Origin of the sequence: Klebsiella sp. WP4-W18-ESBL-05 (assembly GCF_014169075.1) — a bacterium.
GTDB lineage: Bacteria > Pseudomonadota > Gammaproteobacteria > Enterobacterales > Enterobacteriaceae > Kluyvera > Kluyvera ascorbata_B.
This window is the reverse complement of the sequence record NZ_AP022057.1, coordinates 2,812,786-2,838,792: the sequence shown is the minus strand read 5'-3', so window position 1 is coordinate 2,838,792 and position 26,007 is coordinate 2,812,786. Positions and strand designations below refer to the sequence as shown.

Annotated in this window: 30 protein-coding genes and 2 pseudogenes; 16 read left to right on the top strand and 16 right to left on the bottom strand. The window is 50.2% G+C overall.

What is annotated here, in order from left to right:
- Positions 1 to 22: 22 nt before the first annotated feature.
- Positions 23 to 418, bottom strand: a complete 396-nt coding sequence (locus tag H7R58_RS13750) for an MAPEG family protein (RefSeq protein ID WP_182930417.1) — start codon at positions 416 to 418, stop codon at positions 23 to 25.
- 51 nt (positions 419 to 469) lie between these two features.
- Positions 470 to 817: pseudogene (locus tag H7R58_RS13745) on the bottom strand (DUF72 domain-containing protein); the annotation flags it as partial.
- Positions 818 to 868: 51 nt separating this feature from the next.
- Between H7R58_RS13745 and H7R58_RS13740 the strand changes: the two are divergent.
- On the top strand, positions 869 to 2,509 hold the full coding sequence (locus tag H7R58_RS13740; protein ID WP_182934398.1) for a recombinase family protein: 1,641 nt from the start codon (positions 869 to 871) through the stop codon (positions 2,507 to 2,509).
- Positions 2,510 to 2,544: 35 nt separating this feature from the next.
- Here the strand turns inward: H7R58_RS13740 and H7R58_RS13735 are convergent, their stop codons facing one another.
- Together H7R58_RS13735 and H7R58_RS13730 are read right to left on the bottom strand one after the other, a co-directional pair.
- Complete coding sequence (locus H7R58_RS13735) at positions 2,545 to 3,474, bottom strand: hypothetical protein (protein WP_182934397.1); 930 nt, start codon at positions 3,472 to 3,474, stop codon at positions 2,545 to 2,547.
- Positions 3,471 to 3,656, bottom strand: a complete 186-nt coding sequence (locus H7R58_RS13730) for a hypothetical protein (protein WP_182934396.1) — start codon at positions 3,654 to 3,656, stop codon at positions 3,471 to 3,473. The genes H7R58_RS13735 and H7R58_RS13730 overlap by 4 nt, the downstream gene beginning before the upstream one ends.
- A 747-nt stretch (positions 3,657 to 4,403) precedes the next feature.
- Between H7R58_RS13730 and H7R58_RS13725 the strand changes: the two genes are divergently transcribed.
- The 5 genes from H7R58_RS13725 to H7R58_RS13705 all read left to right on the top strand — a co-directional run bounded on the left by H7R58_RS13725 (position 4,404) and on the right by H7R58_RS13705 (position 6,716).
- A complete protein-coding gene (locus H7R58_RS13725; RefSeq protein ID WP_182934395.1) occupies positions 4,404 to 4,904 on the top strand; it encodes a hypothetical protein in 501 nt (166 codons plus the stop codon).
- A 3-nt stretch (positions 4,905 to 4,907) separates the two neighbouring features.
- On the top strand, positions 4,908 to 5,186 hold the full coding sequence (locus tag H7R58_RS13720) for a hypothetical protein (RefSeq protein ID WP_182934394.1): 279 nt from the start codon (positions 4,908 to 4,910) through the stop codon (positions 5,184 to 5,186).
- A 12-nt stretch (positions 5,187 to 5,198) separates the two neighbouring features.
- The gene (locus H7R58_RS13715; protein ID WP_182934393.1) at positions 5,199 to 5,996 is read left to right on the top strand and encodes a hypothetical protein; all 798 of its coding nucleotides are present in this window, start codon (positions 5,199 to 5,201) and stop codon (positions 5,994 to 5,996) included.
- Between the two features lie 9 nt (positions 5,997 to 6,005).
- On the top strand, positions 6,006 to 6,266 hold the full coding sequence (locus tag H7R58_RS13710; RefSeq protein ID WP_182934392.1) for a hypothetical protein: 261 nt from the start codon (positions 6,006 to 6,008) through the stop codon (positions 6,264 to 6,266).
- Between the two features lie 153 nt (positions 6,267 to 6,419).
- Entirely contained in the window at positions 6,420 to 6,716 is a 297-nt protein-coding gene (locus tag H7R58_RS13705) for a hypothetical protein (RefSeq protein ID WP_182934391.1), read from the top strand.
- Here the strand turns inward: H7R58_RS13705 and H7R58_RS13700 are convergent.
- Positions 6,687 to 7,915, bottom strand: a protein-coding gene (locus H7R58_RS13700) for an IS3 family transposase (RefSeq protein WP_094333936.1) whose coding sequence is annotated in 2 segments (ribosomal slippage) — positions 6,687 to 7,600 and positions 7,600 to 7,915 — 1,230 coding nt in all. Because the reading frame shifts where the segments join, the coding sequence is not laid out codon by codon here. The two genes, H7R58_RS13705 and H7R58_RS13700, sit on opposite strands and share 30 nt — an antisense overlap.
- 175 nt (positions 7,916 to 8,090) lie before the next feature.
- Here H7R58_RS13700 and H7R58_RS13695 point away from each other — a divergent pair.
- The gene (locus H7R58_RS13695) at positions 8,091 to 9,392 is read left to right on the top strand and encodes a hypothetical protein (protein ID WP_182934390.1); all 1,302 of its coding nucleotides are present in this window, start codon (positions 8,091 to 8,093) and stop codon (positions 9,390 to 9,392) included.
- On the opposite strand, the gene H7R58_RS13690 is transcribed toward H7R58_RS13695, so the two are convergent.
- Positions 9,384 to 10,591 (bottom strand): IS3 family transposase gene (locus H7R58_RS13690; RefSeq protein ID WP_089617520.1). Its coding sequence is split into 2 segments (ribosomal slippage): positions 9,384 to 10,270 and positions 10,270 to 10,591, totalling 1,209 coding nucleotides; the frame shifts between segments, so codons are not numbered across the junction. The genes H7R58_RS13695 and H7R58_RS13690 overlap by 9 nt on opposite strands.
- Positions 10,592 to 10,702: 111 nt before the next feature.
- Here H7R58_RS13690 and H7R58_RS13685 point away from each other — a divergent pair.
- Positions 10,703 to 11,314 (top strand): hypothetical protein, encoded by a 612-nt coding sequence (locus H7R58_RS13685; RefSeq protein WP_182934389.1) that lies wholly within the window; start codon positions 10,703 to 10,705, stop codon positions 11,312 to 11,314.
- Between the two features lie 283 nt (positions 11,315 to 11,597).
- Here the strand turns inward: H7R58_RS13685 and tnpC are convergent, their stop codons facing one another.
- Genes tnpC through tnpA form a run of 3 tightly spaced genes read right to left on the bottom strand, consistent with a single transcriptional unit; the run spans position 11,598 to position 13,933 of the window.
- Positions 11,598 to 13,136 (bottom strand): IS66 family transposase, encoded by a 1,539-nt coding sequence (tnpC, locus tag H7R58_RS13680; RefSeq protein ID WP_115074996.1) that lies wholly within the window; start codon positions 13,134 to 13,136, stop codon positions 11,598 to 11,600.
- Between the two features lie 48 nt (positions 13,137 to 13,184).
- Positions 13,185 to 13,532 carry an IS66 family insertion sequence element accessory protein TnpB gene (gene tnpB, locus H7R58_RS13675; protein WP_000612626.1) on the bottom strand — a complete coding sequence of 116 codons (348 nt, stop codon included), beginning with the start codon at positions 13,530 to 13,532 and terminating at the stop codon, positions 13,185 to 13,187.
- Entirely contained in the window at positions 13,529 to 13,933 is a 405-nt protein-coding gene (tnpA, locus tag H7R58_RS13670; protein ID WP_182934388.1) for an IS66-like element accessory protein TnpA, read from the bottom strand. The genes tnpB and tnpA overlap by 4 nt, the downstream gene beginning before the upstream one ends.
- Before the next feature lie 192 nt (positions 13,934 to 14,125).
- On the opposite strand from tnpA, the gene H7R58_RS13665 reads away from it, so the two are divergent.
- From H7R58_RS13665 to H7R58_RS13655, 3 genes are all read left to right on the top strand, one after another.
- Entirely contained in the window at positions 14,126 to 14,803 is a 678-nt protein-coding gene (locus H7R58_RS13665) for a helix-turn-helix domain-containing protein (RefSeq protein ID WP_182934387.1), read from the top strand.
- Positions 14,804 to 15,281: 478 nt separating this feature from the next.
- The gene (locus H7R58_RS13660) at positions 15,282 to 15,593 is read left to right on the top strand and encodes a hypothetical protein (RefSeq protein WP_182934386.1); all 312 of its coding nucleotides are present in this window, start codon (positions 15,282 to 15,284) and stop codon (positions 15,591 to 15,593) included.
- 138 nt (positions 15,594 to 15,731) lie between these two features.
- Complete coding sequence (locus tag H7R58_RS13655; protein WP_182934385.1) at positions 15,732 to 16,355, top strand: recombinase family protein; 624 nt, start codon at positions 15,732 to 15,734, stop codon at positions 16,353 to 16,355.
- Positions 16,356 to 16,497: 142 nt separating this feature from the next.
- On the opposite strand, the gene H7R58_RS13650 is transcribed toward H7R58_RS13655, so the two are convergent.
- Together H7R58_RS13650 and H7R58_RS13645 are read right to left on the bottom strand one after the other, a co-directional pair.
- A protein-coding gene (locus tag H7R58_RS13650) for an IS3 family transposase (RefSeq protein WP_110198830.1) occupies positions 16,498 to 17,609 on the bottom strand; the annotation gives its coding sequence in 2 pieces (ribosomal slippage) (positions 16,498 to 17,348 and positions 17,348 to 17,609; 1,113 coding nt in all).
- Between the two features lie 390 nt (positions 17,610 to 17,999).
- A complete protein-coding gene (locus H7R58_RS13645; protein ID WP_182934820.1) occupies positions 18,000 to 18,362 on the bottom strand; it encodes a hypothetical protein in 363 nt (120 codons plus the stop codon).
- Here H7R58_RS13645 and H7R58_RS13640 point away from each other — a divergent pair.
- The gene (locus H7R58_RS13640) at positions 18,303 to 19,334 is read left to right on the top strand and encodes an IS630-like element ISEc33 family transposase (protein ID WP_001395480.1); all 1,032 of its coding nucleotides are present in this window, start codon (positions 18,303 to 18,305) and stop codon (positions 19,332 to 19,334) included. The two genes, H7R58_RS13645 and H7R58_RS13640, sit on opposite strands and share 60 nt — an antisense overlap.
- 15 nt (positions 19,335 to 19,349) lie before the next feature.
- On the opposite strand, the gene H7R58_RS13635 is transcribed toward H7R58_RS13640, so the two are convergent.
- From H7R58_RS13635 to H7R58_RS13620, 4 genes and pseudogenes are all read right to left on the bottom strand, one after another.
- A complete protein-coding gene (locus H7R58_RS13635; protein ID WP_182934384.1) occupies positions 19,350 to 19,544 on the bottom strand; it encodes a hypothetical protein in 195 nt (64 codons plus the stop codon).
- 2 nt (positions 19,545 to 19,546) lie between these two features.
- Positions 19,547 to 20,230 (bottom strand): DUF4145 domain-containing protein, encoded by a 684-nt coding sequence (locus tag H7R58_RS13630; RefSeq protein WP_182934383.1) that lies wholly within the window; start codon positions 20,228 to 20,230, stop codon positions 19,547 to 19,549.
- Positions 20,231 to 20,346: 116 nt separating this feature from the next.
- Positions 20,347 to 20,841: pseudogene (locus H7R58_RS13625) on the bottom strand (DUF72 domain-containing protein); the annotation flags it as partial.
- Positions 20,838 to 21,404, bottom strand: a complete 567-nt coding sequence (locus H7R58_RS13620; RefSeq protein ID WP_182930419.1) for a hydrolase — start codon at positions 21,402 to 21,404, stop codon at positions 20,838 to 20,840. The pseudogene H7R58_RS13625 and the gene H7R58_RS13620, both read right to left, overlap by 4 nt.
- 266 nt (positions 21,405 to 21,670) lie before the next feature.
- Here H7R58_RS13620 and aspS point away from each other — a divergent pair, with 266 nt between their 5' ends.
- Genes aspS through ruvC form a run of 4 tightly spaced genes read left to right on the top strand, consistent with a single transcriptional unit; the run spans position 21,671 to position 25,231 of the window.
- Positions 21,671 to 23,458, top strand: coding sequence for an aspartate--tRNA ligase (gene aspS, locus H7R58_RS13615; protein ID WP_106927787.1), 1,788 nt, complete (start codon positions 21,671 to 21,673; stop codon positions 23,456 to 23,458).
- A gap of 1 nt (position 23,459) precedes the next feature.
- Complete coding sequence (gene nudB, locus H7R58_RS13610; RefSeq protein ID WP_106927785.1) at positions 23,460 to 23,903, top strand: dihydroneopterin triphosphate diphosphatase; 444 nt, start codon at positions 23,460 to 23,462, stop codon at positions 23,901 to 23,903.
- 28 nt (positions 23,904 to 23,931) lie between these two features.
- Positions 23,932 to 24,675: a YebC/PmpR family DNA-binding transcriptional regulator gene (locus H7R58_RS13605; protein WP_106927783.1), complete on the top strand. Its 744-nt coding sequence runs from the start codon at positions 23,932 to 23,934 to the stop codon at positions 24,673 to 24,675.
- 34 nt (positions 24,676 to 24,709) lie between these two features.
- Positions 24,710 to 25,231: a crossover junction endodeoxyribonuclease RuvC gene (gene ruvC, locus H7R58_RS13600; RefSeq protein WP_106927781.1), complete on the top strand. Its 522-nt coding sequence runs from the start codon at positions 24,710 to 24,712 to the stop codon at positions 25,229 to 25,231.
- 11 nt (positions 25,232 to 25,242) lie between these two features.
- Here the strand turns inward: ruvC and H7R58_RS13595 are convergent, their stop codons facing one another.
- Positions 25,243 to 25,836 carry a YebB family permuted papain-like enzyme gene (locus tag H7R58_RS13595; RefSeq protein WP_182930420.1) on the bottom strand — a complete coding sequence of 198 codons (594 nt, stop codon included), beginning with the start codon at positions 25,834 to 25,836 and terminating at the stop codon, positions 25,243 to 25,245.
- Between the last annotated feature and the right edge of the window lie 171 nt (positions 25,837 to 26,007).

The following is a 26,007-nucleotide window of genomic DNA, read 5'->3' as shown; positions in this document are numbered from 1 at the left end:
AATAAAAACGGCGTATTGTGCGCTAACGAAGGGAGAAAACCAACTCCCACGGCATATACCAAAGGTTCGCCAGCACCATTAGCAACAGTGAAATGTAGGTTGCACTCATTCCCGAACGGCGCCAGCGGAACAGCCGATGATGGAAACCGTAGTAGTGCATCAGGCGCCCGGCGAGCAGCAGCAGGCCGCAAATATGTACCATCCAGGTTTCGGCACCGTTCATTTCCATAAACAGCAGCAGAACAACGCCAATCGGAATATATTCCACCGCATTGCCGTGAATGCGGATTGCGCTCTGAAGCTCGCTAAACCCTCCGTCGCCGTAGGCAACGCGGTAAAGCATACGCAGACGAACGACATCAAAGGAAAACTTTATCAGCAACAATGCCGCCAGGACGGCATACAGCGCGCTAACCATACAAACTCCCTTTCTGTTGGCAGATGGCACCCATTATCATAGGTAGGAACGTCAGAAAAGAGAAGATTGTTGTGGAATTGCCGGCGCATCGCCGAGGTCGGGGAGGGCGGCGCGAAGCGTATTCCACAGGGTATCGACCAGCTCCGGCGCCTGAGCAATATCCGGCGTGTGCAGGAACAGGTAGGGCGTGGTGGTCTGCTGCCACTGCGGCAACTTTTCCAGCCATGGCGTAAACATCGCCAGATTTTGCGCCATGTTATCGCTGCCGATAAAGCGCACCATCGGCTGGCTGGCGGTGACGACGGCGTGTACCGGCACTTTGGGCTTTTTGCGCTGAGCTTCTATCACGGCTGCGTTATGTGCCACTGCGGCATGCACCGGGCGGCTATCGAGAATTACACCTGTCTTATGATACACTTCCAATATTCCTGATGATGCAGACTTAGCCAGATGAAGAAAGCTATCTCGTACATAAGATTTTCTACTAAGAATCAATCCGTTGGCGACTCAACCAAGCGGCAAACCAAGTATATCAACGATTGGTTGAGCCGTAACCCCGATTACTATCTGGACGATTCACTAAAATTCCAAGATTTAGGTATCAGTGGGTTCTCTGGGGCAAATGCTAAGTCGGGAGACTTTGCTGAATTTCTTGCTGCTGTAGAAAAGGGCTATATCGAACCGGGTTCTGTTCTGCTAGTGGAATCACTGGACAGGGTAAGCCGTCAAGATATTGACGCAGCAGGGGAGCAACTAAGGAAGATACTCAGGGCTGGCGTAGATGTGGTGACCCTCGTAGATAGCTCTTGGTATACGAAAGAGAGCCTGAAAGACCCACTGAGTATGATAAAGGCAATTCTGGTGATGCAACGTGCTCATGAAGAATCAGCCATGAAATCAACGCGTCTACGCTCTGTGTGGGCTGCTAAACGTGACCATGCCGTACAGACTGGTCAAATCATGTCAAAACGCTGTGTAGCGTGGCTGAGAGCGTCTGATGACCTGTCACATTTTGAACATATCCCAGAGAATGTTAAAGCTGTACAGCGTGTCTTCCAGCTACGTCTTGAAGGTATGGCACACGCCAAGATTGCAGCAAAGATGAACGAAGAGGGATTCTTCACGCTCAACCAGTACAAACCCGTACAGGGTGGTTGGTCTCAAACATCAATCACTGAACTACTGAGCAACCGGGCTGTGATTGGCTACAAAGTACCGTCAAAATCTATGGTTGTGAAAGGTGTCGCAGAGATACCGAACTACTATCCCGCCATAATCACAGATGAGCAATTCTACGCTGTACAACAACTCAAGCAGGGTTCAGGACGTAAGCCATCATCTGATAAGCCTCTGCTTACAAACCTCTTCAAAGGCGTTATGCGCTGCTCGAAATGCGGTTTTATCATGATAGTTTCTGGTGTCACGGATAAACGTAGCGGTAACTACAGATGCTCGATGAAAGCCGAAGGTCGATGTGATGCAAAAGGGTTTAGTCGTCTACAGACTGACCGGGCACTGGTGCAGGGGCTTCTGTACAACACGAACAGGCTTTCTCTAACCACTGGCAAAGATTCGGCTGTAGGTGCGTTACAGGCTGAACTGGATGAGCTAACCACACGCAGAGACAACCTTCTGAGGCTGGCAGAACTTTCTGGTGATATTGAGTCCTCAGCCAAGCGTTTACGAGAACTGAACGAACAAATCAAAGAAGCAGAGCGCTCTATATCTGATGTCCACCAGCGGGAAGCATCCAGCCAGTTAGCGACGATTAATCACCTTGACCTGACAACGAAGAAAGACCGTACAGAAGCTCAAATCATCATCAAACGTGTCATCAAAGAGATACGGATGAACACGGAAAATAAAACCTGTGACATTACTCTGCACAATGGCGTGAAGCTGAACAACTACCCGCTGACATACGTTGTCGATGGTTCCCGCCTTGCTGATATTGCCAGCTTGCTCGATTCGCAGGAGCATTCATTCACAGATGCAGATGCCGCTACGACACCTGCTCATATTTGGCCTGAGTGGGTGCAGGATGAGATGGCTGAAGAGTGGAGAAGACCACCAGCGGAAACAGACGATTAGCCCGTATGAATAGGCGAGAATGTAACGGGGCTACTTCAGCCCCAATCACTAAAGCTGTGCCTTTTCTGTGCTTCTTCCACCGATAGACCCGTATACTTCGCTAACTTTGCAAAATCAGGTGCTGGAGTCGGTTCAAGGCATTTCAAGAACAATGGTTTATCGTTCTTGTATCGTGGTAGCGTCCCCCAATCCCTGATTCTGCTCAATTCAATGTTGCTTTCAGCTATGTCAGGGAAGTTCATTAGGAAAGAATACAACTCTTTGATTACATGGTCAGTTAGCGCAATAGTGAGTTCTGTGATGCTTACATATTTGGCTGTCATTGGAGCACCGATAATCTCAGGCAACTCAAGGAAGCTCTGTTTATTGCCAAAGTCCATACGTGACAGAGGTTCTTTTACCCACTCGCCGATTTCATTTCTGGCCCGGAGATACATCATCACCTGATTGTAGTTTCCGAACATTGAGCTAATCCTGACTGTATTTCGCCACGTCATAGCAATAGCATCAGGGTTAGGTGCTTTGGGCTTCATGCGCAATAAGCGATACTTTACCCATCTCGATGTTTTTTCGAACAATGATTTGTTAGCTGTTGGTTCAGCCCTGATGAAATAAAATCCTGTAGCGGTGAAAGCAACCTCTTCCAGCTTGGCTAACACTGTCGGGTAAGCGATAGCCCTGTACAGAGGTTCACCCCATGTTATGTTGCCAGCGTAGTTTGACTTGATAGCGATGAGATTATTCAGGCACTCATGCGCGAGAATGAACGTTTGGTTTGCTGTGGCAAAGTTATCCTTTGCGGTACGCTGGAGTTCTTGTCCTCTGTTGATGCGGATAGCAACTAACCCACCGAGAAGAGCAGAGCAGAACATAGTGAATATTGGTAACCAATAGTCCTTCAGGTAGTCGGGTGCTGGCTTCAATGCTGCAATAGCATTGGCGATAATTTCAGCATCATGACTCATTTCTGACCCTTCTGTTCGTGATACTGCTTCAGCGCCTCTTCCCATTTCTGTTTACAGGCAGGGTAAAGCCACGCTTCCATATCCGGTTGACGGTCGCCACACATAGCAGTAGAAATCCCGCCAATATTTACCCCACAGCCACCGGGCTGTAATCGTAATTCTGCTTTGCTGTACGAACTCATGTGACCCATCTCATATGCTCCATATCAGATAAACGAAAAACCCCGCACCAGCTTACACCGATACGGGGTCTTCTCAGAATTCTTAAAATGCAACTTAACAGTGCAAACTGATTCCCCGCGATGAGAGCGGGAAGAAAAGGTTAAAACACCTTTTAAAAATAATCTGTTAAGTGTTTGGTCACACTTAAAACCGATGTCTTCACTTCGTGTTATGACATCTAATCGCATGGTGACCAGAACTGTTAACCAACTATCTAAACAGAGGTAAACCGAACTTCTCAGTAACCTTTACAGATAGGTCTTTATCTTAGCACATTTTTAATTTTGTATCGAGCGTTAATATAATGCAATGGCACGATTTGCCTTTTCAGGGTAACTGATGTGTGGTATGGACTTCGTTTAATTTGTTAATAAACGGTTGCAAATATGTTAAAATAATGCTACCATTACTACATGGGATTAGCCTCCCTGCTGAAGTAAATGCAACTCTATCCGAGTATTTCATAGGTCTTGGTTGCAATCCCTTGACCTATCCTCTAAATCCAGTCTGTTACGCAAAGTCTATCAAATCCTGCTCTCCACAGGTGCAAAACCCCATACGCCCGTTCTTGTTCGTTCATGCGTATTTGGTGGTCTTTGCATAACAGACGTAATCTGAGTTTTCACAATGATTGAACAAATTCCCTTCTATGCAACACTACTTTTCACCTTGGCGGTTCTTGCCCTGATGTCTAAGGATTCCAAATAATGTACCAAGATAAAATTAAGCTGGGCGATGCATCCAAAGGCATTTACACGGTGTACACGCGAGCACCTCTATTGGATTTCATCATCTCCGAACCATCATCACCTAATCGTGTGTCTCGTGTTGAGGTTCCTATTGACTCATCACAGTTTATCGGTGCTTTCTCCGATACCAGCGGTAAGGCGGTAACCTTAAAAGTGGTTGATGATGCTGCAAAGATTGCTGGCGTGATGCTGTCTGCTGCTTCCTCTATTGCTGCTGGTCAGTTAACGACAAACTTTCTTGACCTGAAGTCTGCAATGTTGGTTGAAGTGCCTAATATGGTGTCACATCTGCGCCAATCCATTCTTGAGACCAATGGTTTTGAGGGTGTCGAATTTGATGGTGGTAAGTTCACCTGCACTGGCCTGACTGGTGCTACCGATGATGCTCAGGATGTTCTGGATGCTGTTGTTAAGCAACTTGATTCCCTTGGTCTGATTCTTGTCTCTTGTGGGAAATAGATAATGTTTACCAAATTTGACCCTAAGAAGAATGGTTTCACCGTTGATTTTAACGAAGCATCCTTTTCTGCCGTGATGAATGGTATCTACGGTAACCCAGAAATTCTTATCACCAGTCTGCAAGAAACTTTCGTTGCTGGTGGGTTATCTGAAGAACTGGCACGTGGTCAGGCTCTGGAGTGGTACGGAACAATCCGCTCTAACCTTGACGGTATGATTGCCAAGGCTCAGGCCACTCCATCACCTGCAACATTCCATTCTGCGCCAGCAACCTTACAATAACGAGAACAAATAATGGCTTCTATCAACCCTGCATTTGATGCAATTAAAAACGATACCACCAGTGCCTTTATGGATGCTGGTAGTTACAAGCCTGTAGTCACCTCAGGTATCAAACTTGTACCCGGTGATGGTAAATGGCGTACTGGTGCAAACGGTCTGCCTGAGTTTATCCCTAATGAGGTGGATTCCTCTGAACCTGATTACGACCCACTGGATAACATCAAGCATAAACAGGCTCGTGAAATGGCAGAGTTTGAAGCCCGTCAGGCACTCCCTGACGACGTAGTTACCATTGATAGCTTCCGACACCTTGCGCCTACAGCCCGTCAGATTGCCGTAGAAGACTTTGCTTACCCTCGACTGCTGGAGCTACAGGATGCCGTTGCACGTGCATGTGATGAGGTGGAGTATCTGGAGCAATCCAAAGACACCATCAAGCTCCAGCTTCAGGCTGAATACGCCAACAGTACGCCACTCATCAAGCGCTTCTACTGTGAGAACTTGTATTACTACACGGAAGCACTGAAAAGCGGTGTGTTCAACATTGACGGCTACACGGTGAAAGATGTTGTAGCGCCATCTGAAGTAACATCACGCCTTTGTGTGATTATGTGGCCTAATGGCTTCAATGCTATTACCGATTTTGCGAAGACATCTGATGCTATCGCATACGCTGAGGCTAAATATGAAAAATCCATGTCTCAGGCTGTCGCTAAGCGTAAGGCTGCTCAGGTTAAACAGGCTCAATTCACCAAAACAGTTAAAGCAGAATTAGATTTGATTGCTGAGGCTCGTAAATTATTCAAATAAGGTATACCAATGACCAATTCTGGACAATTCAAAAAAGGTAATACTGTGTCCGTTGGTCATGGTCGCCCTCGTATTAACCCAATCTTAAAAGAACTCCGACAGCTTAGTGATGAGGTGAAGCAACTGCCATCATCGCTACTGTCTGCCATCGCTGAGGTCGAATCTGTCACCCTGAAAGAAGCAAGAATCCCAATCAATCAAATTAATGACCAATTACGACTGCTGGCGGCTGGGGTTCTGTATCTGAGAGAAAGGGGGAAGCATGAATGACATTATCACCGCTCCTTTTATGGCGTTTATCCTTCCCCCTCAATCAAGAAATGCTGAAGTATATCCACCAGCTACCAATCCGCTATCCCAATCACTTCACACCTGATGACCTTGCAAAGCTAAACCTTGCTGTCGTTGGTGATAAGGTTACCAATGTCAGAAAGTAAATATGTAGTAGACGAGTTTGTCGTCGAGCTAGGGTTCCGAGAAACTGTTATGCGCGGCTTAGTCAAACTTGAAAAAGCTGTAGGTCAACACGCTCAGAAGATTGAAACCACGCTTAACAGAACCTTCAATCGTGACCGCTCAGCGGGTCTAAATCGCTCTCTAAAGCGTTTTGAACAGAATGCTATTGCTACCTCTCGTCGTGTCAATAAATCGCTTACACAGGCGTTTAACGTGCGAGGTGTGGATTGGCCCCTATATTTCCAGACACTTTTTATCGCTTAACCCATTACTGGTTCGCCGCCGCAGATATTCCCGTGGAGAACGATATCCCAGTGCACTGTGCGGATGCCATTCGTTGTAATGTTCGAAGGCCTCCGCAAGGTTCTTTGCCGCTGTTAACCCGTCAGGTTTTGGCATGATGCTGATGTAGTCGCGCTTCATCGTTTTCACGAAGCTCTCCGCCATTCCGTTGCTTTCTGGACTACGTACCGCCGTATGTTTTGGCTCCAGTCCTACCATTCTGGCGAACTGACGCGTCTGATGAGAACGGTAGGCTGAACCGTTGTCTGTCAGCCACTCAACGGGGGATGTCGGCAGCCTGTTACCGAAGCGACGCTCTACTGCACCCAGCATGACGTCCTGCACGGTTTCACTGTCATATCCACCGGTACTTGCCGCCCAGTGAAGTGCCTCGCGATCGCAACAGTCCAGCGCGAACGTGACCCGCAGTTTTTCACCGTTATCACAGCTGAACTCGAAGCCGTCGGAGCACCACCGCTGGTTACTTTCTCCAACGGCCACTTTCCCTCTATGCGCCCGCTTCGAGGGCGGTATTGCCGGTTTACGCTCAAGCAGCAGCGCATTCTGACGCATGATGCGGTATACGCGTTTGGCATTGATCACCGCCATGTCGTCAGTTTCTGATTGTCTGCGCAGCAGTGCCCATACACGACGATAACCATAGGTGGGCAGATCGTCGATAACGGTATGGATACGAGCCAGCGCTTCAGTATCATCAGGCTTGCGCTTGCACCGACGATCCTGCCAGCCCTTCGACCGACGGGCCATGGCATGCAGTTGCGCACGTGAGACCCGGAGGCAACGACTGACAAGGCTTATTCGCCATCCTCCGGCAACAAGGGCACGTGCGCTATCCACTTTTTTTGTCGGCCATATTCAACGGCTTCTTTCAGCAGCTCGTTTTCCATGGTTTTTTTGCCCAGCAGGCGCTGTAACTCTTTAATTTGCTTCATTGCAGATGCCAGCTCCGACGCGGGTACAACCTGTTCACCTGCGGCAACCGCAGTGAGACTGCCTTCCTGATATTGCTTACGCCACAGGAACAGCTGACTGGCAGCAACGCCATGCTGACGGGCGACCAGCGACACGGTCATGCCGGGCTCAAAGCTCTGCTGAACAATGGCGATTTTTTCCTGAACGCTGCGCCGTCTGCGCTTCTCTGGACCTAGAACATCAATCATTCGGACTCCAACGACTAGTCTAAAACTAGTATTAAGACTATCACTAATTTAAGTGATACCAACTGTCTGGAGATTCATGGGGCCAGTCTAAGGTGGTGGGGCTGGTCTCTTCCGTCAATATGAACAAGAAGGTACTAATGCAGCCCGTAGAGTAGGGCGTGAGATTGCCCGTAACATGCGTATCAGGTTGCCCGTTGAACCACCAGTTTATAACCCTCGTACACGTCAATCTGCTGGTGACCTTCTGGCTAACCGTCAGGCTCGTATTAATGATGCTGTTCACCGTAATACCACATCAGGTTTCTACGGGAATATGGCGCTACGCACACCAGAGAGAGCGCAAGAGTATACATCACGCCTCAACGCACTACGTGACCAGCATGTAGCATCTGGCGACCTTCAGTCGTTCCGTACAGGCTTGCGCTCTCTTAACTATGAGTTTGCTCAGGGTGTACGTGCAGCGTCACAGGCACGAGCACAGGAGCGTTTAACAGCTATGAATGCTGGTGGTAGGTTTGAAGGTCTGCTGTCTCCTATCTCTGGTGTGATTGCTGGATTCTTTGCCCTACAGAAAGCGATGCAGTTCTTTCAGGACTCTCTTCAGGAGGGTATGAAACGTGCTCAGGCTAAGGTCATGCTCCAGTCTGCTTATGGCAAAAATACAGACAGTATCACCGAGCAAGTTAATGACTATGCTAACAGGTTTGGTATGGACAAAGCTGAGGCACAGCAACAAGCCGCTATCCTTAGGCAGACGTTACCCGCCTCTATCTTCAAAGATGCTGATATTCCAAAGTTACTCGAAACAGAATCAGTATTCGGTCACCAGACCGGGATGGATAATCAGGCTATCGGTAGATTGAACTACGTCTTACCGCAGATTGCAGCATCAGACCATCTGAAGGGTCAGGACTGGATGCAGGTTGTGAACTCAGCCCCAGCCATCGTTAAGCCTCTTCAGGAACTCACCAAGACAAAGAATGTTGGTGATATGCTGAAGGCTCTCAAATCAATGTCTGGCGCTAAGTCGGCTAAGATGATGGTTCAGGCGATGGAACTCCTGAATAAACAGACTGGTGCTGCTGACAAGGCCATGAAAAGCATGATTGCAACCTTGGGGCGATATACTTCCGCTCAGAAAGATGCTCAGGATGTCATGTATCAATCGTACAGTGACGGTTTCAAAGGGCTCCTTGAGTCACTGACCAATAACCTCAAAGCCAACTCTGGTACATTCCGTACAGCAGGTCATGCTATCGGCTGGTTCATGGACAGATTGACCGAACTCAGCAACATGTTCGGTTCAGTGGCAATGAACATTGACGGATACAGTCAGCTCATCCATGAGAAGTGGCAAGCCCTTTACCAGTGGATGCCAGAACCGCTGAAGGAAACCCTGAAGACAGTCGGTAAAATCTTCAATGACTTTGCTGATCTTGACCCTCCATCTCCGAACAGCTTTTGTATCTTAAGTTAACGATGTCCGCTGCCGCCGGTATTCCCTCGGGGAGTGATATCCCAGCGCGCTGTGCGGGTGGTTTTCATTGTAATGCGTGAACGCTACTGCAAGGTTTCGCAGTGCTGTTCTCACATCCGGTTTTGGCATGAACGCGATATAGTCTTCTTTCATCGTTTTCACGAACCGTTCGGCCATGCCATTACTCTGCGGGCTGCTCACCGCTGTTGTGCAGGGCTCCAGATTCAGCTCTCTCGCGAACCTCCGCGTTTCATACGCGGTATACGCTGAACCGTTATCCGTCAGCCACTGCACCGCTGTGTCGGGCAACCTGTCGCCGAAGCGCTTTTCCACCGACCTCAGCATCACATCCTGCACGGTCGAACTGTCATAGCCTCCCGTGCTTGCTGCCCAGTCTATGGCCTCACGGTCGCAGCAGTCCAGCGCGAACGTTACCCGCAGTTTTTCGCCGTTGTCGCAGCCGAACTCGAAGCCATCTGAACACCAGCGCATATCGCTTTCTGCCACCGCTATCTTGCCCTTATGTTCACGCTTCGGTCGCTCTGGTTTGTGATGCAACAACAACAGGTTATGCTCGCTCATTATCCTGTAAAGCCGTTTGGCATTCACAGGTGGCTGTCCCTCTGTGCGACGTTGCTTGCGCAGGATGCCCCACACGCGTCGATAACCATAACTCGGCATATCGCTGATAATGTTGAGGATAGCCGACAGTATTTCTGCGTCTGCTTCTTCATTACGCCGGTTACAGCGCCTGTCCTGCCAGTCGGCAGAACGGTTAATCCGCAGTGACAGTTGCGCACGCGACACGCCCATGGTCCGGCTGACCATGGCTATTCCCCGTCCTTTGGCAACAAGGGCGCGTGCGCTATCCATTTTCGCGACTGACCGTACTCCACGGCTTCTTTCAGGATCTCAACTTCCATCGTTTTCTTGCCCAGAAGGCGCTGAAGCTCCCGGACCTGCTTCAGAGCAGCAGTAAGCTCAGAAGCAGGAACGACTTCCTCTCCAGCCGCAACGGCGGTGAGGCTGCCTTCCTGATATTGCTTCTTCCACTTAAACAGCAGGCTGGGCTGGATACCATGCAGGCGGGCGACATGGGAGACATTCATACCCGGCTCCATCGTCTGCTGGATAATGGCGATCTTCTCCTGAGGAGTTTTACGTTTACGGACTTCTTGCCCTAACAGGATCCCGGTCATCTCAAAATTGGCGTTAGTGTTAGACATATATTCAAGCCTATCTCTTATCTGGAGATACAGCTACTGTCCGGTGTTTCAGGGGGCTACATCATCTTCAATGACTTTGCTGATTTGCTTATCGTGAGTTTGACCGCACGTCTTGGTGTTGGTGCTATCACCAAAATCTTAGGCTCTGGCGCTGGTGTGGTAGGTGCTGCTGGTGTCGGTGGTCGTATTGCTGGCGCTATCGGTAAAGCCTCTATTGTTGCTACCAGTGCTGTGATTGCTGTTGAGGTTGGTAACCTTGTCTTTGATAAGCTGATTCCATCCTTTGCAAAATACATGGGGTGGGGTGGTAAAGATGGGACAGAAACCACTCACGGTGGCAATACCATCAAGGGTTCGTGGGCTGATAAACTGTTTACTGAAGTTGAAAATCTGTATGACGAAGCTAAGGGTAACTGGAATCAGGCTATGAATGCACCAATGTTTCCGGGTGCTTACAATGGTTCTACTGGTACAGCAGTTCAGCAGGCGGTTGATGTTCGTGTAACCGTTGACCCTATCACTCTTGCATCAGCTAGTGTTGATGTGACCATGCCTGATGGCGTTATCAAAAAGGTTAGTCTGGAAGCTACGCAAGACTACTTCGATACTAAGATGATGCAGACCCAAGCCACAGGTGGCGGCTGGCAGTCTCAGTCACACAATGCTGGCTGGTCTCCATCCTTGCTGAGTAAGTAATCAATTACCCCTTCTCAGGGGTTTTTGTGTGTCCGTTAACATTTAGATTGACTTTTAATTAACATTATGTTAACATTTCTTATGGTCACAGAAGAACTCCAGACCTGGCAATTTGTCACCTCCAGACCATCCCATCTATAGGTAGTTTATAAAAGCATCATTCCAGTGTGTCAGTTAAGTTGTGTGGGAACGTAATATACCACTATGCAGCCTAATACCTCACTGACCTTGGTTTCTTAATTGATAGTAAGCGTGCAGCGAGAACCGTATTGACGGGGATGCGTTATTCAATTGACAGTGCTACGCGCCAGGGGAGTAGTTCGCTGACCCGGTTTATCGGCCAGTCCGCTATGACGTTAAGGACGTGACGGAGGTAGCTTTCTGGCTCCACTCCGTTCAGTTTGCATGTCCCGATCAGGCTGTACAGCAGCGCTCCCCGCTCTCCTCCATGATCCGAACCGAAGAACAGGTAGTTTTTGCGGCCCAGGCTGACCATCCGTAGCGCATTCTCAGCTATGTTGTTATCTGCCTCGGCCCAGCCGTCGTCAGTATAGTAAGCCAGCGCCGGCCACTGGTTCAGTACGTACGTGAACGCTTTCGCCAGTTCTGAGTGTCGCGACAGCGTTTTCACCTTTTCACGCAGCCAGCTTTCCAGGGATTTCAGCCGCGGTTTAGCTTTTTGCTGACGTTCTGCAAGGCGTCGCTTCGCCGGCATTCCCCTTATCTCCGCTTCAACGGCATACAGCTCGCCGATACGCTTCAGGGCTTCATCCGTCAGCGCCGACGGTGTGCGGACGTGCACATCGTGGATTTTACGGCGGGCGTGAGCCCAGCAGGCGGCTTCCGTTATCTGGCCATCGCGGTACAGCTCGTTGAACCCGGCGTACGCATCGGCCTGCAGCACACCACTGAACCCTGCAAGATGGGTCTGAGGGTGGATGCCTTTTCTGTCCGGGCTGTAAGCGAACCACACCGCCGGCGCGACTGCTGATCCAGCGTTGCGGTCATCACGAACATACGTCCACAACCGCCCGGTCTTCGTCTTCTTATTGCCCGGCAGCAGCACCTGGACCGGGGTGTCATCGGCATGGAGTTTACCGTCGGTCAGGACATAGCCCTGAAGCGCCTCTTCCAGCGGTGACAGCAGCCGGCAGCATGCATCCACCCAGCCCGACAGCAGTGAGCGGCTCAGCTCCACACCCTGGCGGCTGTATATTTCTGACTGCCGGTACAGCGGGGTATGTTCTGCATACTTTGAACTCAGCACGCGGGCCAGCAGCCCCGGTCCGGCGATACCCCGCTCGATGGGACGTGAAGGCGCGGGGGCCTGCACGATGGCATCGCACTGAGTACAGGCATGCTTTTCACGTACTGTCCGGATAACCCGGAAGGCGCTGCGCATCAGCTCCAGCTGTTCGGCGGCATCTTCACCCAGGTAACTCAGCGCACCACCACATTCCGGGCAGCATGACGCTGCCGGCAGCAGCCGTTTTTCGTCACGGGGAAGTGATTCAGGGAACGGTTTGCGGGTACGGGTCTGCCGCAGCGGGCGCTGCACGGCCGGGTCATCCACCCGGCCGGTAAGGGTATCGCTTTCTTTCTGCAACTGCTTAAGGTCGGCTTCCATCTGCGCGATACGGCGGGAGACTTTTTCGGAGCGGCTGCCGAAGTTCATCCGGCGCAGCTTATCCAGTTGCGCCTGCAGGTGATCTATTTCGCGTTCACGCTCGTTCAGCTTTTCCAGAAGGGCACGGTTCAGCGCCTCCTGTTCGGCAAGGAGACGTTTCAGTTCATCGATATCGTCAGGAAGTAAGCTGTTCATACCGGGTATATTACCAGGCTCATTCAGCGTCGACCAGGATAAAGAGGCCTACAACATAGTCAGTGACGTAAGCAGTCTTTTAGGCTGCCGCCAGTCGATACCTTCAAGGAGCATCGCCAGCTGTGCCGGTGTGAGGAACACTTTGCCATCCCGGGCTGACGGCCAGGCGAAGCGGCCGCGCTCCAGCCGTTTGGTCAGCAGACACAGTCCATCGCCGGTAGACCAGAGGAGCTTTACCTGACTGCCATTACGCCCACGGAAGATAAAAACGTGACCTGACATCGGATCGTCTTTCAGCGTCGTCTGCACCTTTGCCGCCAGGCCGTTGAAGCCGTTTCTCATATCGGTGATGCCAGCGACCAGCCAGATCTTTGTCCCTGATGGTAATGGGATCAACGTTTGAGCTCCCGTATCAGCAGGTTCAGGATATTTTCGCTGATGGCACCATTCAGACGGAGTGATCCGTGCCGGAACGTCACTTCACAGCTGATATTGAGTGATTCAGGTGCCGCAGCAGCTACAGGTTGTGACCGGGGGGAGGTTGCAGGGACAACATCTTCGGTATCAACTGTTATCGGGAGCAGCTCAGGCACGTTGTTTTCTGTTGTTGAAGGAGGACGTAGTTTTCCTTCGCGCCAGTACTGGCGCCACTTGAACAGCAAATTATCGTTGATCCCATGCTCACGAGCGAGTTGCGCTACGGAGATCTCTGGTCGATGCGAGAGTTCAACCATTTTGATTTTGAACTCAACGGGATAATTAGGGCTTTTTTTACGCACTGCGGTTAATGATTTCATGGATAGCGTCCACCATATTTGGTGTCCACTATCCTCTCAGGAATATCAGGATCTGCCAGACGGTGCTGAGACGACGCTTACAATTGATACTCTGGGTATGGTGTTTCTATAACTTTCTTTTGAGCTTCTACGGAAGCGAAACACACTACTGGTGTAATCCCAATCACCAGCTTAATAACATTTGAGGTATTAATGTATGCAAACACTTTTGTAAAAGCCTATCACGAAGTATTGAAGTCTCCTGACCTGAACCCAACGGATAAACTGGTCTATCTGACACTGTTGAGTTATCAGGAAGCAGGTCTTCAGGTATTCCCATCTAATGAACATGTGGCTGAATCACTTAGCATTTCTCAGGACTCAGTTATCAGGTCAACCAAGAAGCTGGTTAATCTTGGTGCTATTGAGAAGGTTCGTAGGTTCAACAAATCCAACCTCGTCACCGTTAATAAGTTGCCTTCTAAGCCAGACGTCGCAAATTGCGACCTCCAGACCTTGCAAAGTGCGACCTCCAGAGGTAGCAAAGTGCGACTCTATAATAATAGAGATAAGAATAAAGATAATAATAGCTTTAAAGAAAAAGAGATTGAATCACGAGGTAATGACTTAATTGAAGGAGACAAGGCTATTGTGATTAAGAGCGCTAGCGGTCTAGACAACTTTGAACAGAACTCTTTAGATAAAGAAGAACTACGTGAAGAGAAACACGCCAGTGTTCCGTTCGACATTGAACCAACCTCTTACACGTTACCAGATGAAGAAGACAATGAACCATTAGACCAAGACGATGATGATGAATGGTTCTATGACGAAGACAGGCACCCACCGCAACAAGCCCCAGCATTTAAACCCCTTGTAAGGTATTTCTAGCAATGAACGTTTACGAAGACTCAATCCATCAGCTTTACATCCTTGAGGCTGAGTACCACAGAAATAAGCTGACAGCCACAGAAATTCACCGCTATGGTCGCTGGCATAAAACAGAGTTACCCGAGTACTTCTACCAACAGTACGGACACCAAATTCCCTTTTAATGAGGCTTACACAATGATTACCCTAACACCAGAACAGCGCATGATGCGTGACTCCCTCTCCCATTCAACACGTGCAGATGCTCGTGTGACAGAGTTCCTACGTTTAAAACTGCTCGGGTACAAACACCGGGAGATTGCTGAGCAGATGAACATGACTCTTGCTGCTGTAAATATCCTGTCTAGTCGGATTAAAAGAGTGTAACTAATTGATTTTAAATAGATAAATAATCATTCCTCTGCTCATCCAGCCCTGCACCATCTCCCCTTAGCATTACCCACATATACATCCCCTTTAGAAAATAAGGTTATTTACAATGACTACATCAGCCCAAGCAGCAGCCCCTGCACTCGTGGCTTCAGAACTCGCCCTACAGTTCTACCAAGCTGTCCTGACTCGTGATTACACCACTTTACGTGACGTGTTCCACTGGTCTAAATCTGAACTGGACAGTATGACCCCTGACCAGCAATTCACAGCAGCAGGTAAACTCATCTCTGCTGGTAACATCGCAATCCGTAAAGTACCGATGACAAAATCAGCTATTGAAGCGAATGCACCAGCACCAGCCAATGTGACCAAAGAAACAGCCACATTCACACGTAAGCCATTTCTGAAATCTGCTTAAGAAGTTCTGTTCACAATGGGTATACCCAGACTGAAAACATCTTTCGTGAAAAAAGATGTTCACATAGGGTTCTTTTCACTAGCTCTATATAGTGTTTTCACGTATAGTTAGTTCATCAAAACCCTATGTGAACACAACATGAAAAACGTCCGTATCTACTGTCGTGCAAGTACCCAAGAACAAGACGCTACACGCGCATTGTCCCAGCTTGAACAATTCGCTTCAGATAAAGGTTTAAACATCGTTGCTCGCTACGTTGAAAACGAGTCAGGGACAAAGCTGAACCGTACCGAACTCACCAACATGTTAAACGATGCACAGCCCGGTGATGTTCTCCTTGTGGAGTCTACAGACCGTCTGTCACGTCTTGAGGCTCAGGATTGGGATAAGCTGAAATCACGTATCAATGATGCTGGAATCTCCCTCGTGATAATGGACTTGCCAACTACTCAGCAGTTCCTGACCACCAGCAATGATGATGCTGTTACAGTTGGTGTCCTCAAAGCGGTTAACAACATGCTGATTGACATCATGGCGACAATGGCACGTGAAGACTATACGAAGCGTCGTAAACGTCAGGCTGAAGGGATTGCAAAAGCCAAGGATGCAGGGAAGTATCAGGGGAGACCAGCTAACACAGCGTTACGTGACAAGGTTTCTTCTTACTTAGAGAAAGGCTCATATACCTATGCAGAGATAGCAAAGTTATGTGATTGTTCTCTTGGCATGGTGGCTAAAGTCAAAGCGTTACAGACACAATAATGAGCTTGTCGTTAGCAAGCGAACTCCAAAGAACTCATATCAGGCTACCGTAACAGGTGGCCTTTTTGCGTTTCTGATAGCCCATTCGCCATACTTTAAAATTTAGGTAAGCCAGCCTCTTTACAGGGTAATCATCCCATTTTTAATGGACGTTAGAAGTAGAAGGTTGCGTTATTAAAGCCTGCTTGTATTTCGGTGGTATGCCACCAATTGCTTTGTTTGGTCGTTCATTGTTGTAAAACCAAAGCCATTCTGTCGCATGCTCTTGTACCTCGGCAATACTGCTGAATAAATATTGGTTGAGCCAGTCGTAGCGAACTGTACGGTTATACCGCTCCACATAGGCATTCTGCTGCGGGTTGCCAGGCTGGATAAACTTCAGCTCAACATCATGTTTTGCTGCCCACTCCGCCAGTAAAGCACTGATGTATTCAGGACCATTGTCACTGCGAATTTGTCTGGGCTTGCCGCGCCATTCAATCACTTGATTGAGAGTGCGGACAACACGCTCAGCTGGCAGCGAGAAGTCGACCTCAATCGCCAATCCTTCGCGGTTAAAATCATCAATGATATTAAGCAGTCTGAAGCTGCGGCCATCCTCGAGCTGGTCGTGCATAAAGTCCATAGACCAGCACTGATTTATCGACTCCGGCACCACTAATGCATCAGGCACATCACGTTTTAAGCGCCTCTTCGGCTTGATCCGCAGATTAAGTTCCAGCTCACGGTAAATCCTAAGCACCCGTTTATGGTTCCAACCAAAGCGTTTCACATTGCGTAAAAAGTAAAAGCACATTCCAAAACCCCAGCTGCGGTGAGCCTCAGTTAACCGAAGCAGCCAGTCGGCGATTTGAGCATTCTCATCACTGAGTTTGGCCTGATAGCGGTAACAGGTTTCGCTCAGCCCAAATAGACCACATGCAAACTTGATGGTAATGGAATGGTTTTGCACCGCCTTTTGCGCCAACTCCCGTCGGCGCGACGGCTTTACCACTTTTTTTCGATAGCCTCTTTGAGGATTTCGGCTTTGAGCCGCTCTTCGGCATACATCTTTTTCAGTCGGGCATTTTCGGCTTCCAGCTCTTTCAGGCGCGCCATCATTGACGCATCCATCCCGCCAAACTTAGCTCGCCATTTGTAAAAGGTGGCTGAACTCATGCCATGCTCACGACACAGCTCAGGAACAGGTGCTCCAGCTTCGGCTTGTTTTAAAATCGCCAGAATTTGGCTGTCACTAAATTTTGATGTTTTCATATGCAGAATCTCCTGCGTTTATCGTACGAGAAAATTCTACTTTTAGCGTCTGTTAATTTACGGGATGATTACCACAGAGCCAGCCCCTCTAAGCACATGACCATATGTTTTGGAAAAAATAAAAAAGGGAAATCTTTGGGGAGACTCCAGAGACTTCCCTTCAGAGTCAGAAACTATACGTGGCGAATCCCAATTCTTTCAATACGAACACTATGAGCCAGAACGATGTGAGCAGCACACCCACCAACTTCACTGCATACCCGATAGCTGGGTACTGTGATTTGTGTTCTACCGCATACCCAACGATGCAAATCATGATGAACCATACCAGCAGACTGGTAACAAACAGCGGGTCTAACCTAAACATCCTTGAACATCCCTATGAAATAACTACTTACCCAGAACAAGCTCACAGTTGCCCTGATTGAACAGATTACGAGCCTCCGTTGCCCATTGTGGCCCACCTAGCGACAACCCTTTATTGAGCAATGCAGTTTCAATATTCGAATATGCGTAACTGATGCCCATTGACTGATAAAACTCAGCAAATCCGGTAGCGAGGTCATCCCCGGTAGGTACTCCGAGGTTACTAAATAGCTGCGCGGAATAGTAGATCACTGAAAGGGAACTCAGCCCGGATTGTGCGATCTGATCAATCGCCAAACCAACCAAAATCACCAACCGGACTGAGCGATGCCGATCATAGTACCAATACCCCGTGGCGAACGACGCCTGATGCAGAAAGCTATTCATAAAACGCGTGATAAAAATCATGCCCGCAGACTCACGGCCATGCTGATGCTTCATCGGGGTGAACGGGTCAGCGATGTTGCCAGAACTCTCTGTTGTGCCCGTTCATCCGTTGGTCGCTGGATTAACTGGTTTACGCACTCAGGTATTGAAGGCCTGAAATCCTTACCCGCAGGGCGCTCCCGACGCTGGCCTTTTGAACATATCTGCACCCTGTTACGTGAGCTGATAAAGCATTCTCCCGGCGATTTTGGTTATCAACGTTCACGCTGGAGCACCGAATTACTGGCAATAAAAATCAATGAGATAACCGGTTGCCAGTTACATGCAGGAACCGTTCGCCGCTGGTTGCCATCTGCGGGGCTTGTATGGCGCAGGGCCGCGCCAACTCTGCGTATCCGTGACCCACATAAAGATGAAAAGATGGCGGTAATCCACAAAGCGCTGGATGAATGCAGCGCAGAGCATCCGGTATTTTATGAAGATGAAGTGGATATCCACCTTAATCCTAAAATCGGTGCGGACTGGCAGTTGCGCGGACAGCAGAAACGGGTAGTGACGCCGGGGCAGAACGAAAAATACTATCTGGCCGGCGCACTGCACAGTGGCACGGGTAAAGTCAGCTACGTGGGCGGCAACAGCAAAAGTTCAGCGCTGTTTATCGCTCTGCTGAAGCACCTGAAAGCCACTTACCGGCGGGCGAAAACAATCACGCTGATCGTTGATAACTACATTATCCATAAAAGCCGCGAAACACAGCGCTGGTTGAAAGCAAATCCCAAGTTCAGGGTAATTTACCAGCCGGTTTACTCGCCGTGGGTGAATCATGTGGAACGGCTATGGCAGGCACTTCATGACACGATAACCCGTAATCATCAGTGCCGCTCAATGTGGCAGTTACTGAAAAAGGTCCGCCATTTTATGGAAACCGCCAGCCCATTCCCCGGAGGAAAACATGGTCAGGCAAAAGTGTAGCGGTATTAGGCGCAGCTATTTAGAAGCATAAGTCTGTTTATACAGCGCAAGTGACTTGTTCAGCCCCTTCTGCAAGATATCTCCTTTTATGTTCGCTTCTTGAGCATAAACAGTGCATTGGAGTACACCCATAACCTCGGTTACCTGCACGGCCTGAGCGGAACCAGCCACCAGCATTAATCCACCTAGAAGAAACATGCTTTTTGACATGATTATCCTTTCCTCGCTTCAGCTTTCTCTGCTGCAACTTCATTAATTCTCTGTAGTTTTTGCTGCTTTTTATGGCGGGCTATATACCAATCATCAAAAAGCATTTCTATCAACTCAATCAGAAGGTCTGCTTCTTCTGGGCTGACATCAATGATTAGGTTGATGTCTTGCTCCATATGAGCACCGATATTGCCAATGCTCTTAAGGTTTAAAATTGCTTGCCAAATCAGAGGGTCAACATCATTTTCAATGGCCTGTATTTCTTGATGCAGATTCTTTTTTCCGTTGACCTTCCAAAAATCACGAATCATGCCCTGCAAGCAACGTCGTGCAAGAGTGGCTGAAGCTTTGGGTGATAGGTCAACTATGGCACAGGCTTCTTGGTAGTCTGCAAGGATTGCTGACGGAATGTAAGAAGGGTAATCCTTTGCTCTTTGATTAATGTTTTGAGGGTAAACAGGAAAGACAGTTTTATTGCCTTTTGGGAGTATTGTCCCGTGCATATCGATGTAAGCGGTTTTTTCAATAGTAATAACCGGTTTCCCACAATCAGGGTGAGGGCACACAATTCCTACTGTGATGCAATGCCAGATATCAACGCCAAGATTTAGGTCAATTTCCGTTGTTTTCTTATCATCGCCTCTGATAACAGCGGAATGGTTGCAGTGAGGGCATACCCAAGACATCGAAACTCTCCGTAGCTGGTTTTATCCCGCTATATGACACCTTATCCAGATGTTTTTCAATGGCTTTGGTCATGTTCAAAGTTGAGATTTTGAAGGCTTTAAGGGGGTGTGTATCAATGGAGGGGTGACATTAGGATAACGCGGTTAACGCCACGTTCGTGCAGGCCGCGGTTCAGCAACCGTTCTTCCTCGCCTTTACTGAAAAAGCCGGGATGGCGCACTTCCACACCGTAATGAAAATCTTTCGGCAGACCATCGAGAAAAGCCCATAGCGCGGGAAGATCGCGCGGGCCGAAGGTTGCGGGAAGCTGCAACCAGTACTGGCCGATACGCCCGGCGAGCGGCGACAGGCGTTGGAAAAATTCCTGCGTGAGATCGTCACACTGGCGAAGCGCGGCCTGGTGTGAAATGGTTGCCGGAAATTTAAAGCAGAAGCGAAAATGATCGTCCGTTTGCGCCTGCCAGCGGGCGACGATCTCGGCTTTAGGCAGGGCGTAGAGGGTCGTATTGCCCTCCACACAGTTAAAATGACGGGCATACTGTTCAAGGCTGGTGATACCCAGGCGAACCCATTTCGGATGCGACCATTGGGGAAGCCCGACATAAATCATAGCGCGGCCAGGATCGCTTCGGTGCTGCGAACGCGCGCAATGCGCGGGAAAATATAGGACAGGCTGCTCTGATGCTGATCGTTGTTAAACGCGCTGCACGCGTCTTCGGCTATGACCAGGTTAAAGCCCAGCTCCCAGGCGTTACGCGCGGTCGACTCCACGCCGATATTGGTTGAGATCCCGCACAGGATGATGTTCTCAATACCGCGACGACGCAGCTGCATTTCAAGGTCGGTACCGTAAAATGCGCCCCACTGGCGTTTAGTCACTTCGATATCGCTGTCCTGTTTACCCAGCGCAGCCGGGTAGGTCCACCAGTTATCCGGCAGCGCTTTTGCCGGGGCCGGGGCGTCAACCGGCTGCTTTAACGCTTCGCCAAAATCGGCGGACCAGCCCACGCGAACTAACACCACCGGCGCGGCGACGGCGCGGCATTTCTCGGCCAGACGCGCCGCGCGTGCGACCACGTCGTCAGCGGTATGCGGGCCGCCGGCAAAGGGCAGAATGCCTTCCTGAAGGTCAATCACCACAAGGGCGGTTTTTTTTGCGTCTAGATTCAGCATGGAGTTCCTCGGTATACGGGCTATGGGGAGCATACCTTACAATCGTCGCCAGGTTATTGAACGGATAAATATTGTTAATTTTTGTGAGCGGGGGCAATAAGCGTTCAGCAAACAGGCGTATAAACAGCTGCGGACTTATCGTGGGCGAGAATTTCCAGTATAATAGCCCCCTTTTTTCATCCAGTAGTGACATTCAGCTAAAGCTGCGACAGTAACGCCTGCAGGGCAGGCGACAATCCGCCGACGGCTAAGTTAAGGGATATCTCATGCGTACAGAATATTGCGGACAGCTTCGACAGTCCCACGTTGGGCAGCAGGTGACTCTGTGTGGTTGGGTCAACCGCCGTCGTGATCTCGGTAGCCTCATTTTTATCGATATGCGCGACCGTGAAGGCATCGTTCAGGTGTTCTTCGATCCGGATCGTGCGGATGCGTTGAAGTTAGCCTCTGAACTGCGTAATGAGTTCTGCATTCAGGTTACCGGCACCGTTCGCGCGCGTGATGAAAAGAACATCAACGCGGACATGGCGACCGGCGCTATCGAAGTGCTTGCTTCTGACCTGACAATCATTAACCGTTCAGAATCGCTGCCGCTGGACTCAAACCACGTCAACACCGAAGAAGCGCGTCTGAAGTACCGCTACCTCGACCTGCGTCGTCCGGAAATGGCCCAGCGCCTGAAAACCCGCGCGAAAATCACCAGCTTCGTGCGCCGTTTCATGGACGATCACGGTTTCCTCGATATCGAAACCCCGATGCTGACCAAAGCGACCCCGGAAGGTGCGCGCGACTACCTGGTACCGTCCCGCGTACATAAAGGTAAATTCTACGCGCTGCCGCAGTCTCCTCAGCTGTTTAAACAGCTGCTGATGATGTCCGGCTTCGACCGCTACTATCAGATCGTAAAATGCTTCCGTGACGAAGACCTGCGCGCCGACCGTCAGCCGGAATTCACCCAGATCGATGTGGAAACCTCCTTCATGACCGCACCGCAGGTGCGTGAAGTGATGGAAGCGCTGGTGCGTCAGCTGTGGCTGGAAATCAAAGGTGTCGATCTGGGCGATTTCCCGATCATGACCTTTGCTGAAGCCGAGCGTCGCTATGGCTCCGATAAACCGGACCTGCGTAACCCGATGGAACTGGTTGACGTTGCCGATCTGGTGAAAGACGTTGAGTTTGCGGTCTTCTCCGGCCCGGCGAACGATCCGAAAGGCCGCGTTGCCGCACTGCGCGTACCGGGCGGGGCGTCTCTGACCCGTAAGCTGATTGACGAATACGGCAACTTTGTGAAGATCTATGGCGCGAAAGGCCTGGCCTACATCAAAGTGACCGAACGTGCTAAAGGCATGGAAGGCATCAACAGCCCAGTGGCCAAATTCCTGACTGCGGACATCGTGGAAGCGATTCTTGAACGTACCGGCGCGCAGGATGGCGACATGGTGTTCTTCGGCGCCGACAATAAAAAAGTGGTGGCCGATGCGATGGGCGCGCTGCGCCTCAAGCTGGGCAAAGATCTTAACCTGACCGACGAGTCCATGTGGGCGCCGCTGTGGGTTATCGACTTCCCGATGTTTGAAGACGACGGTGAAGGCGGCCTGACCGCGATGCACCACCCGTTCACCTCGCCGAAAGACATGACCGCCGATGAGCTGAAAGCCGCGCCGGAAGATGCCGTGGCGAATGCTTACGACATGGTCATCAACGGCTATGAAGTGGGCGGCGGTTCCGTGCGTATCCACCGTGGCGATATGCAGCAGACCGTGTTCGGTATTCTGGGCATTAACGAACAGGAACAGCGTGAGAAATTCGGCTTCCTGCTCGACGCCCTGAAATACGGCACGCCGCCGCACGCGGGCCTGGCGTTTGGTCTGGACCGTCTGACCATGCTGCTGACCGGCACCGACAACATCCGCGACGTTATCGCTTTCCCGAAAACGACCGCGGCTGCCTGTCTGATGACCGAAGCACCAAGCTTCGCGAACCCGGCTTCGCTGGGTGAACTGGGTATTCAGGTTATTGCGAAAGAGCCGAAAGAGTCGGCGGAGAATAAGTAACATGTCATTCAAGCGACCCGTTTCTATTCTGGTGGTCATTTACGCCCAGGACAGTAAACGGGTGCTGATGTTGCAGCGACGCGATGACCCTGACTTCTGGCAGTCGGTCACCGGCAGTATAGAGGAAGGGGAAACCGCGTCACAGGCCGCCATGCGTGAAGTAAAGGAAGAGGTCACCATTGATGTTGTGTCTGAGCAACTGACCTTGATGGACTGTCAACGCACGGTGGAGTTTGAAATTTTTCAACATTTACGTCATCGCTATGCCCCTGGCGTCGAACGCAATACGGAATCGTGGTTCTGTCTTGCGCTTCCTCACGAACGGGAAGTGGTGTTCACCGAACACCTGGCTTACCAATGGCTCGATGCGCCCGCTGCGGCGGCGCTCACCAAGTCGTGGAGCAACCGGCAGGCGATTGAAGAATTTGTCATTAACGCTGCCTGAAAGGGCATAGTTTTTTGGAGATATTTTTATGGCAGGTCATAGTAAATGGGCCAACACCAGACATCGTAAAGCCGCGCAGGATGCGAAGCGCGGCAAAATCTTCACCAAGATCATTCGTGAGCTGGTGACGGCGGCCAAACTGGGCGGCGGCGATCCGGATGCGAACCCACGTCTGCGTGCAGCGGTAGATAAAGCCCTGGCCAACAACATGACGCGCGATACCCTGAACCGCGCTATCGCGCGCGGTGTGGGCGGTGATGAAGATTCCAACATGGAAACCATCATCTATGAAGGCTACGGTCCTGGCGGCACCGCGGTGATGATTGAGTGCCTGTCTGACAACCGTAACCGTACCGTTGCGGAAGTGCGTCATGCGTTCAGCAAAACCGGCGGCAACCTGGGTACCGACGGTTCCGTCGCGTATCTGTTCAGCAAAAAAGGCGTGATCTCCTTTGAACAGGGCGACGAAGACGTCATCATGGAAGCGGCGCTGGAAGCCGGTGCTGAAGATGTGGTGACCTTCGACGACGGCGCGATTGACGTCTATACCGCGTGGGAAGAGATGGGTAAAGTGCGTGATGCGCTGGAAGCGGCTGGTCTGAAAGCCGACGCGGCGGAAGTGTCCATGATTCCATCGACCAAAGCCGATATGGATGCGGAAACGGCGCCGAAGCTGATGCGTCTGATCGACATGCTGGAAGACTGTGACGACGTTCAGGAAGTCTACCATAACGGCGAAATCTCTGACGAGGTTGCTGCTACCTTAGAATGAGGTGGTTTAACGCTGACATAACAGGAGAGGCGTGATGTCTATTATTCTCGGCATTGACCCGGGGTCACGCATCACCGGTTATGGTGTCATTCGCCAGGTGGGTCGCCAGTTGACCTATCTCGGCAGCGGATGCATCCGCACTAAAGTTGACGATCTGCCGTCGCGTCTGAAGCTGATTTACGCAGGCGTGACGGAGATCATCACGCAGTTCCAGCCGGACTATTTCGCTATCGAGCAGGTCTTTATGGCGAAAAACGCCGATTCGGCACTCAAACTAGGGCAGGCGCGCGGCGTGGCGATTGTAGCCGCCACCAACCAGGAACTGCCGGTTTTTGAGTATGCGGCTCGCCAGGTCAAACAGACGGTGGTGGGTATCGGTAGCGCGGAAAAAAGCCAGGTACAGCATATGGTGCGAACGCTGCTCAAGCTGCCCGCCAACCCGCAGGCGGATGCCGCGGATGCGCTGGCGATTGCCATTACCCATTGCCATGTCAGCCAGAATGCCATGCAGGTGAGCGATGCAAGGCTGAATTTAGCGCGTGGACGGCTGCGATAACTTAAACCGCCTCAGTCGCCGTTGATTGGGGGGGTATCTACATTTTGTGAATCCACCAGAATAAGATTCGGATGCTGCCACAGGCTGGCTGGCGTCACCGTTTTGCGCTCCCAGGGAATAGACCCTAAAAACCAGAGCTTCCAGAAGGTGAGCTTCGCACCGGGGTTGCTGTGCAGCAATTCTTCAAACGTCTCGACGTCGCCTATCGGAATACACAATGCTTCTTTGTAGATATCAAACACAAATTTCGAACAGAACTGGCGTGATGACTCGTATTTAAATCCCGTGTGATAAAATTTATTTAGCCGGGCAGGAACCTGCTCCATGATCGCGAGTTTTTGTTCGACCGTCAGGCCGCCGCGCAGGCGACGAACGGCATAACGCTGTTCAGCGGAACGCTGAATAAACAGCGATAGCGTGGTGACGGTTGAGAGAGGGACGCGGCTTTCAGCCACCAGATAGTCTTCGCCGTTGTGGCCGATAATTATGCCAACATGGTTACTCCAGCACTGTGATGCGGTTGATATCTGGCCGAAAAGCGCAGCACCTATACAGGTAAAGACAATATCTCCGGTTTCATATTGCGTTGAGTAATGTTTTTTCATGCTCTCGTTCCATGGTGATTTTCTGAAATGACGCCCTTTATTTTACGCTGTAAGATAATTAACACTATATTAGTGCCATGACAAGAAATGGGTTATTGATAAATCATCTTGATGAATGCTGTTATCTATTGTTATTTGGGCTATTAATGTGTTTTTTACGGCATTAAAAAA

Coding starts and splice junctions, on each gene's coding strand:
- H7R58_RS13750 (WP_182930417.1), bottom strand. CDS start 418: ATGGTTAGCGCGCTGTATGCCGTCCTGGCGGCATTGTTGCTGATAAAG.
- H7R58_RS13740 (WP_182934398.1), top strand. CDS start 869: ATGAAGAAAGCTATCTCGTACATAAGATTTTCTACTAAGAATCAATCC.
- H7R58_RS13735 (WP_182934397.1), bottom strand. CDS start 3,474: ATGAGTCATGATGCTGAAATTATCGCCAATGCTATTGCAGCATTGAAG.
- H7R58_RS13730 (WP_182934396.1), bottom strand. CDS start 3,656: ATGAGTTCGTACAGCAAAGCAGAATTACGATTACAGCCCGGTGGCTGT.
- H7R58_RS13725 (WP_182934395.1), top strand. CDS start 4,404: ATGTACCAAGATAAAATTAAGCTGGGCGATGCATCCAAAGGCATTTAC.
- H7R58_RS13720 (WP_182934394.1), top strand. CDS start 4,908: ATGTTTACCAAATTTGACCCTAAGAAGAATGGTTTCACCGTTGATTTT.
- H7R58_RS13715 (WP_182934393.1), top strand. CDS start 5,199: ATGGCTTCTATCAACCCTGCATTTGATGCAATTAAAAACGATACCACC.
- H7R58_RS13710 (WP_182934392.1), top strand. CDS start 6,006: ATGACCAATTCTGGACAATTCAAAAAAGGTAATACTGTGTCCGTTGGT.
- H7R58_RS13705 (WP_182934391.1), top strand. CDS start 6,420: ATGTCAGAAAGTAAATATGTAGTAGACGAGTTTGTCGTCGAGCTAGGG.
- H7R58_RS13695 (WP_182934390.1), top strand. CDS start 8,091: ATGCGTATCAGGTTGCCCGTTGAACCACCAGTTTATAACCCTCGTACA.
- tnpC (WP_115074996.1), bottom strand. CDS start 13,136: ATGAACAGCTTACTTCCTGACGATATCGATGAACTGAAACGTCTCCTT.
- tnpA (WP_182934388.1), bottom strand. CDS start 13,933: ATGAAATCATTAACCGCAGTGCGTAAAAAAAGCCCTAATTATCCCGTT.
- H7R58_RS13665 (WP_182934387.1), top strand. CDS start 14,126: ATGTATGCAAACACTTTTGTAAAAGCCTATCACGAAGTATTGAAGTCT.
- H7R58_RS13660 (WP_182934386.1), top strand. CDS start 15,282: ATGACTACATCAGCCCAAGCAGCAGCCCCTGCACTCGTGGCTTCAGAA.
- H7R58_RS13655 (WP_182934385.1), top strand. CDS start 15,732: ATGAAAAACGTCCGTATCTACTGTCGTGCAAGTACCCAAGAACAAGAC.
- H7R58_RS13640 (WP_001395480.1), top strand. CDS start 18,303: ATGCCGATCATAGTACCAATACCCCGTGGCGAACGACGCCTGATGCAG.
- H7R58_RS13645 (WP_182934820.1), bottom strand. CDS start 18,362: ATGAATAGCTTTCTGCATCAGGCGTCGTTCGCCACGGGGTATTGGTAC.
- H7R58_RS13635 (WP_182934384.1), bottom strand. CDS start 19,544: ATGTCAAAAAGCATGTTTCTTCTAGGTGGATTAATGCTGGTGGCTGGT.
- H7R58_RS13630 (WP_182934383.1), bottom strand. CDS start 20,230: ATGTCTTGGGTATGCCCTCACTGCAACCATTCCGCTGTTATCAGAGGC.
- H7R58_RS13620 (WP_182930419.1), bottom strand. CDS start 21,404: ATGCTGAATCTAGACGCAAAAAAAACCGCCCTTGTGGTGATTGACCTT.
- aspS (WP_106927787.1), top strand. CDS start 21,671: ATGCGTACAGAATATTGCGGACAGCTTCGACAGTCCCACGTTGGGCAG.
- nudB (WP_106927785.1), top strand. CDS start 23,460: ATGTCATTCAAGCGACCCGTTTCTATTCTGGTGGTCATTTACGCCCAG.
- H7R58_RS13605 (WP_106927783.1), top strand. CDS start 23,932: ATGGCAGGTCATAGTAAATGGGCCAACACCAGACATCGTAAAGCCGCG.
- ruvC (WP_106927781.1), top strand. CDS start 24,710: ATGTCTATTATTCTCGGCATTGACCCGGGGTCACGCATCACCGGTTAT.
- H7R58_RS13595 (WP_182930420.1), bottom strand. CDS start 25,836: ATGAAAAAACATTACTCAACGCAATATGAAACCGGAGATATTGTCTTT.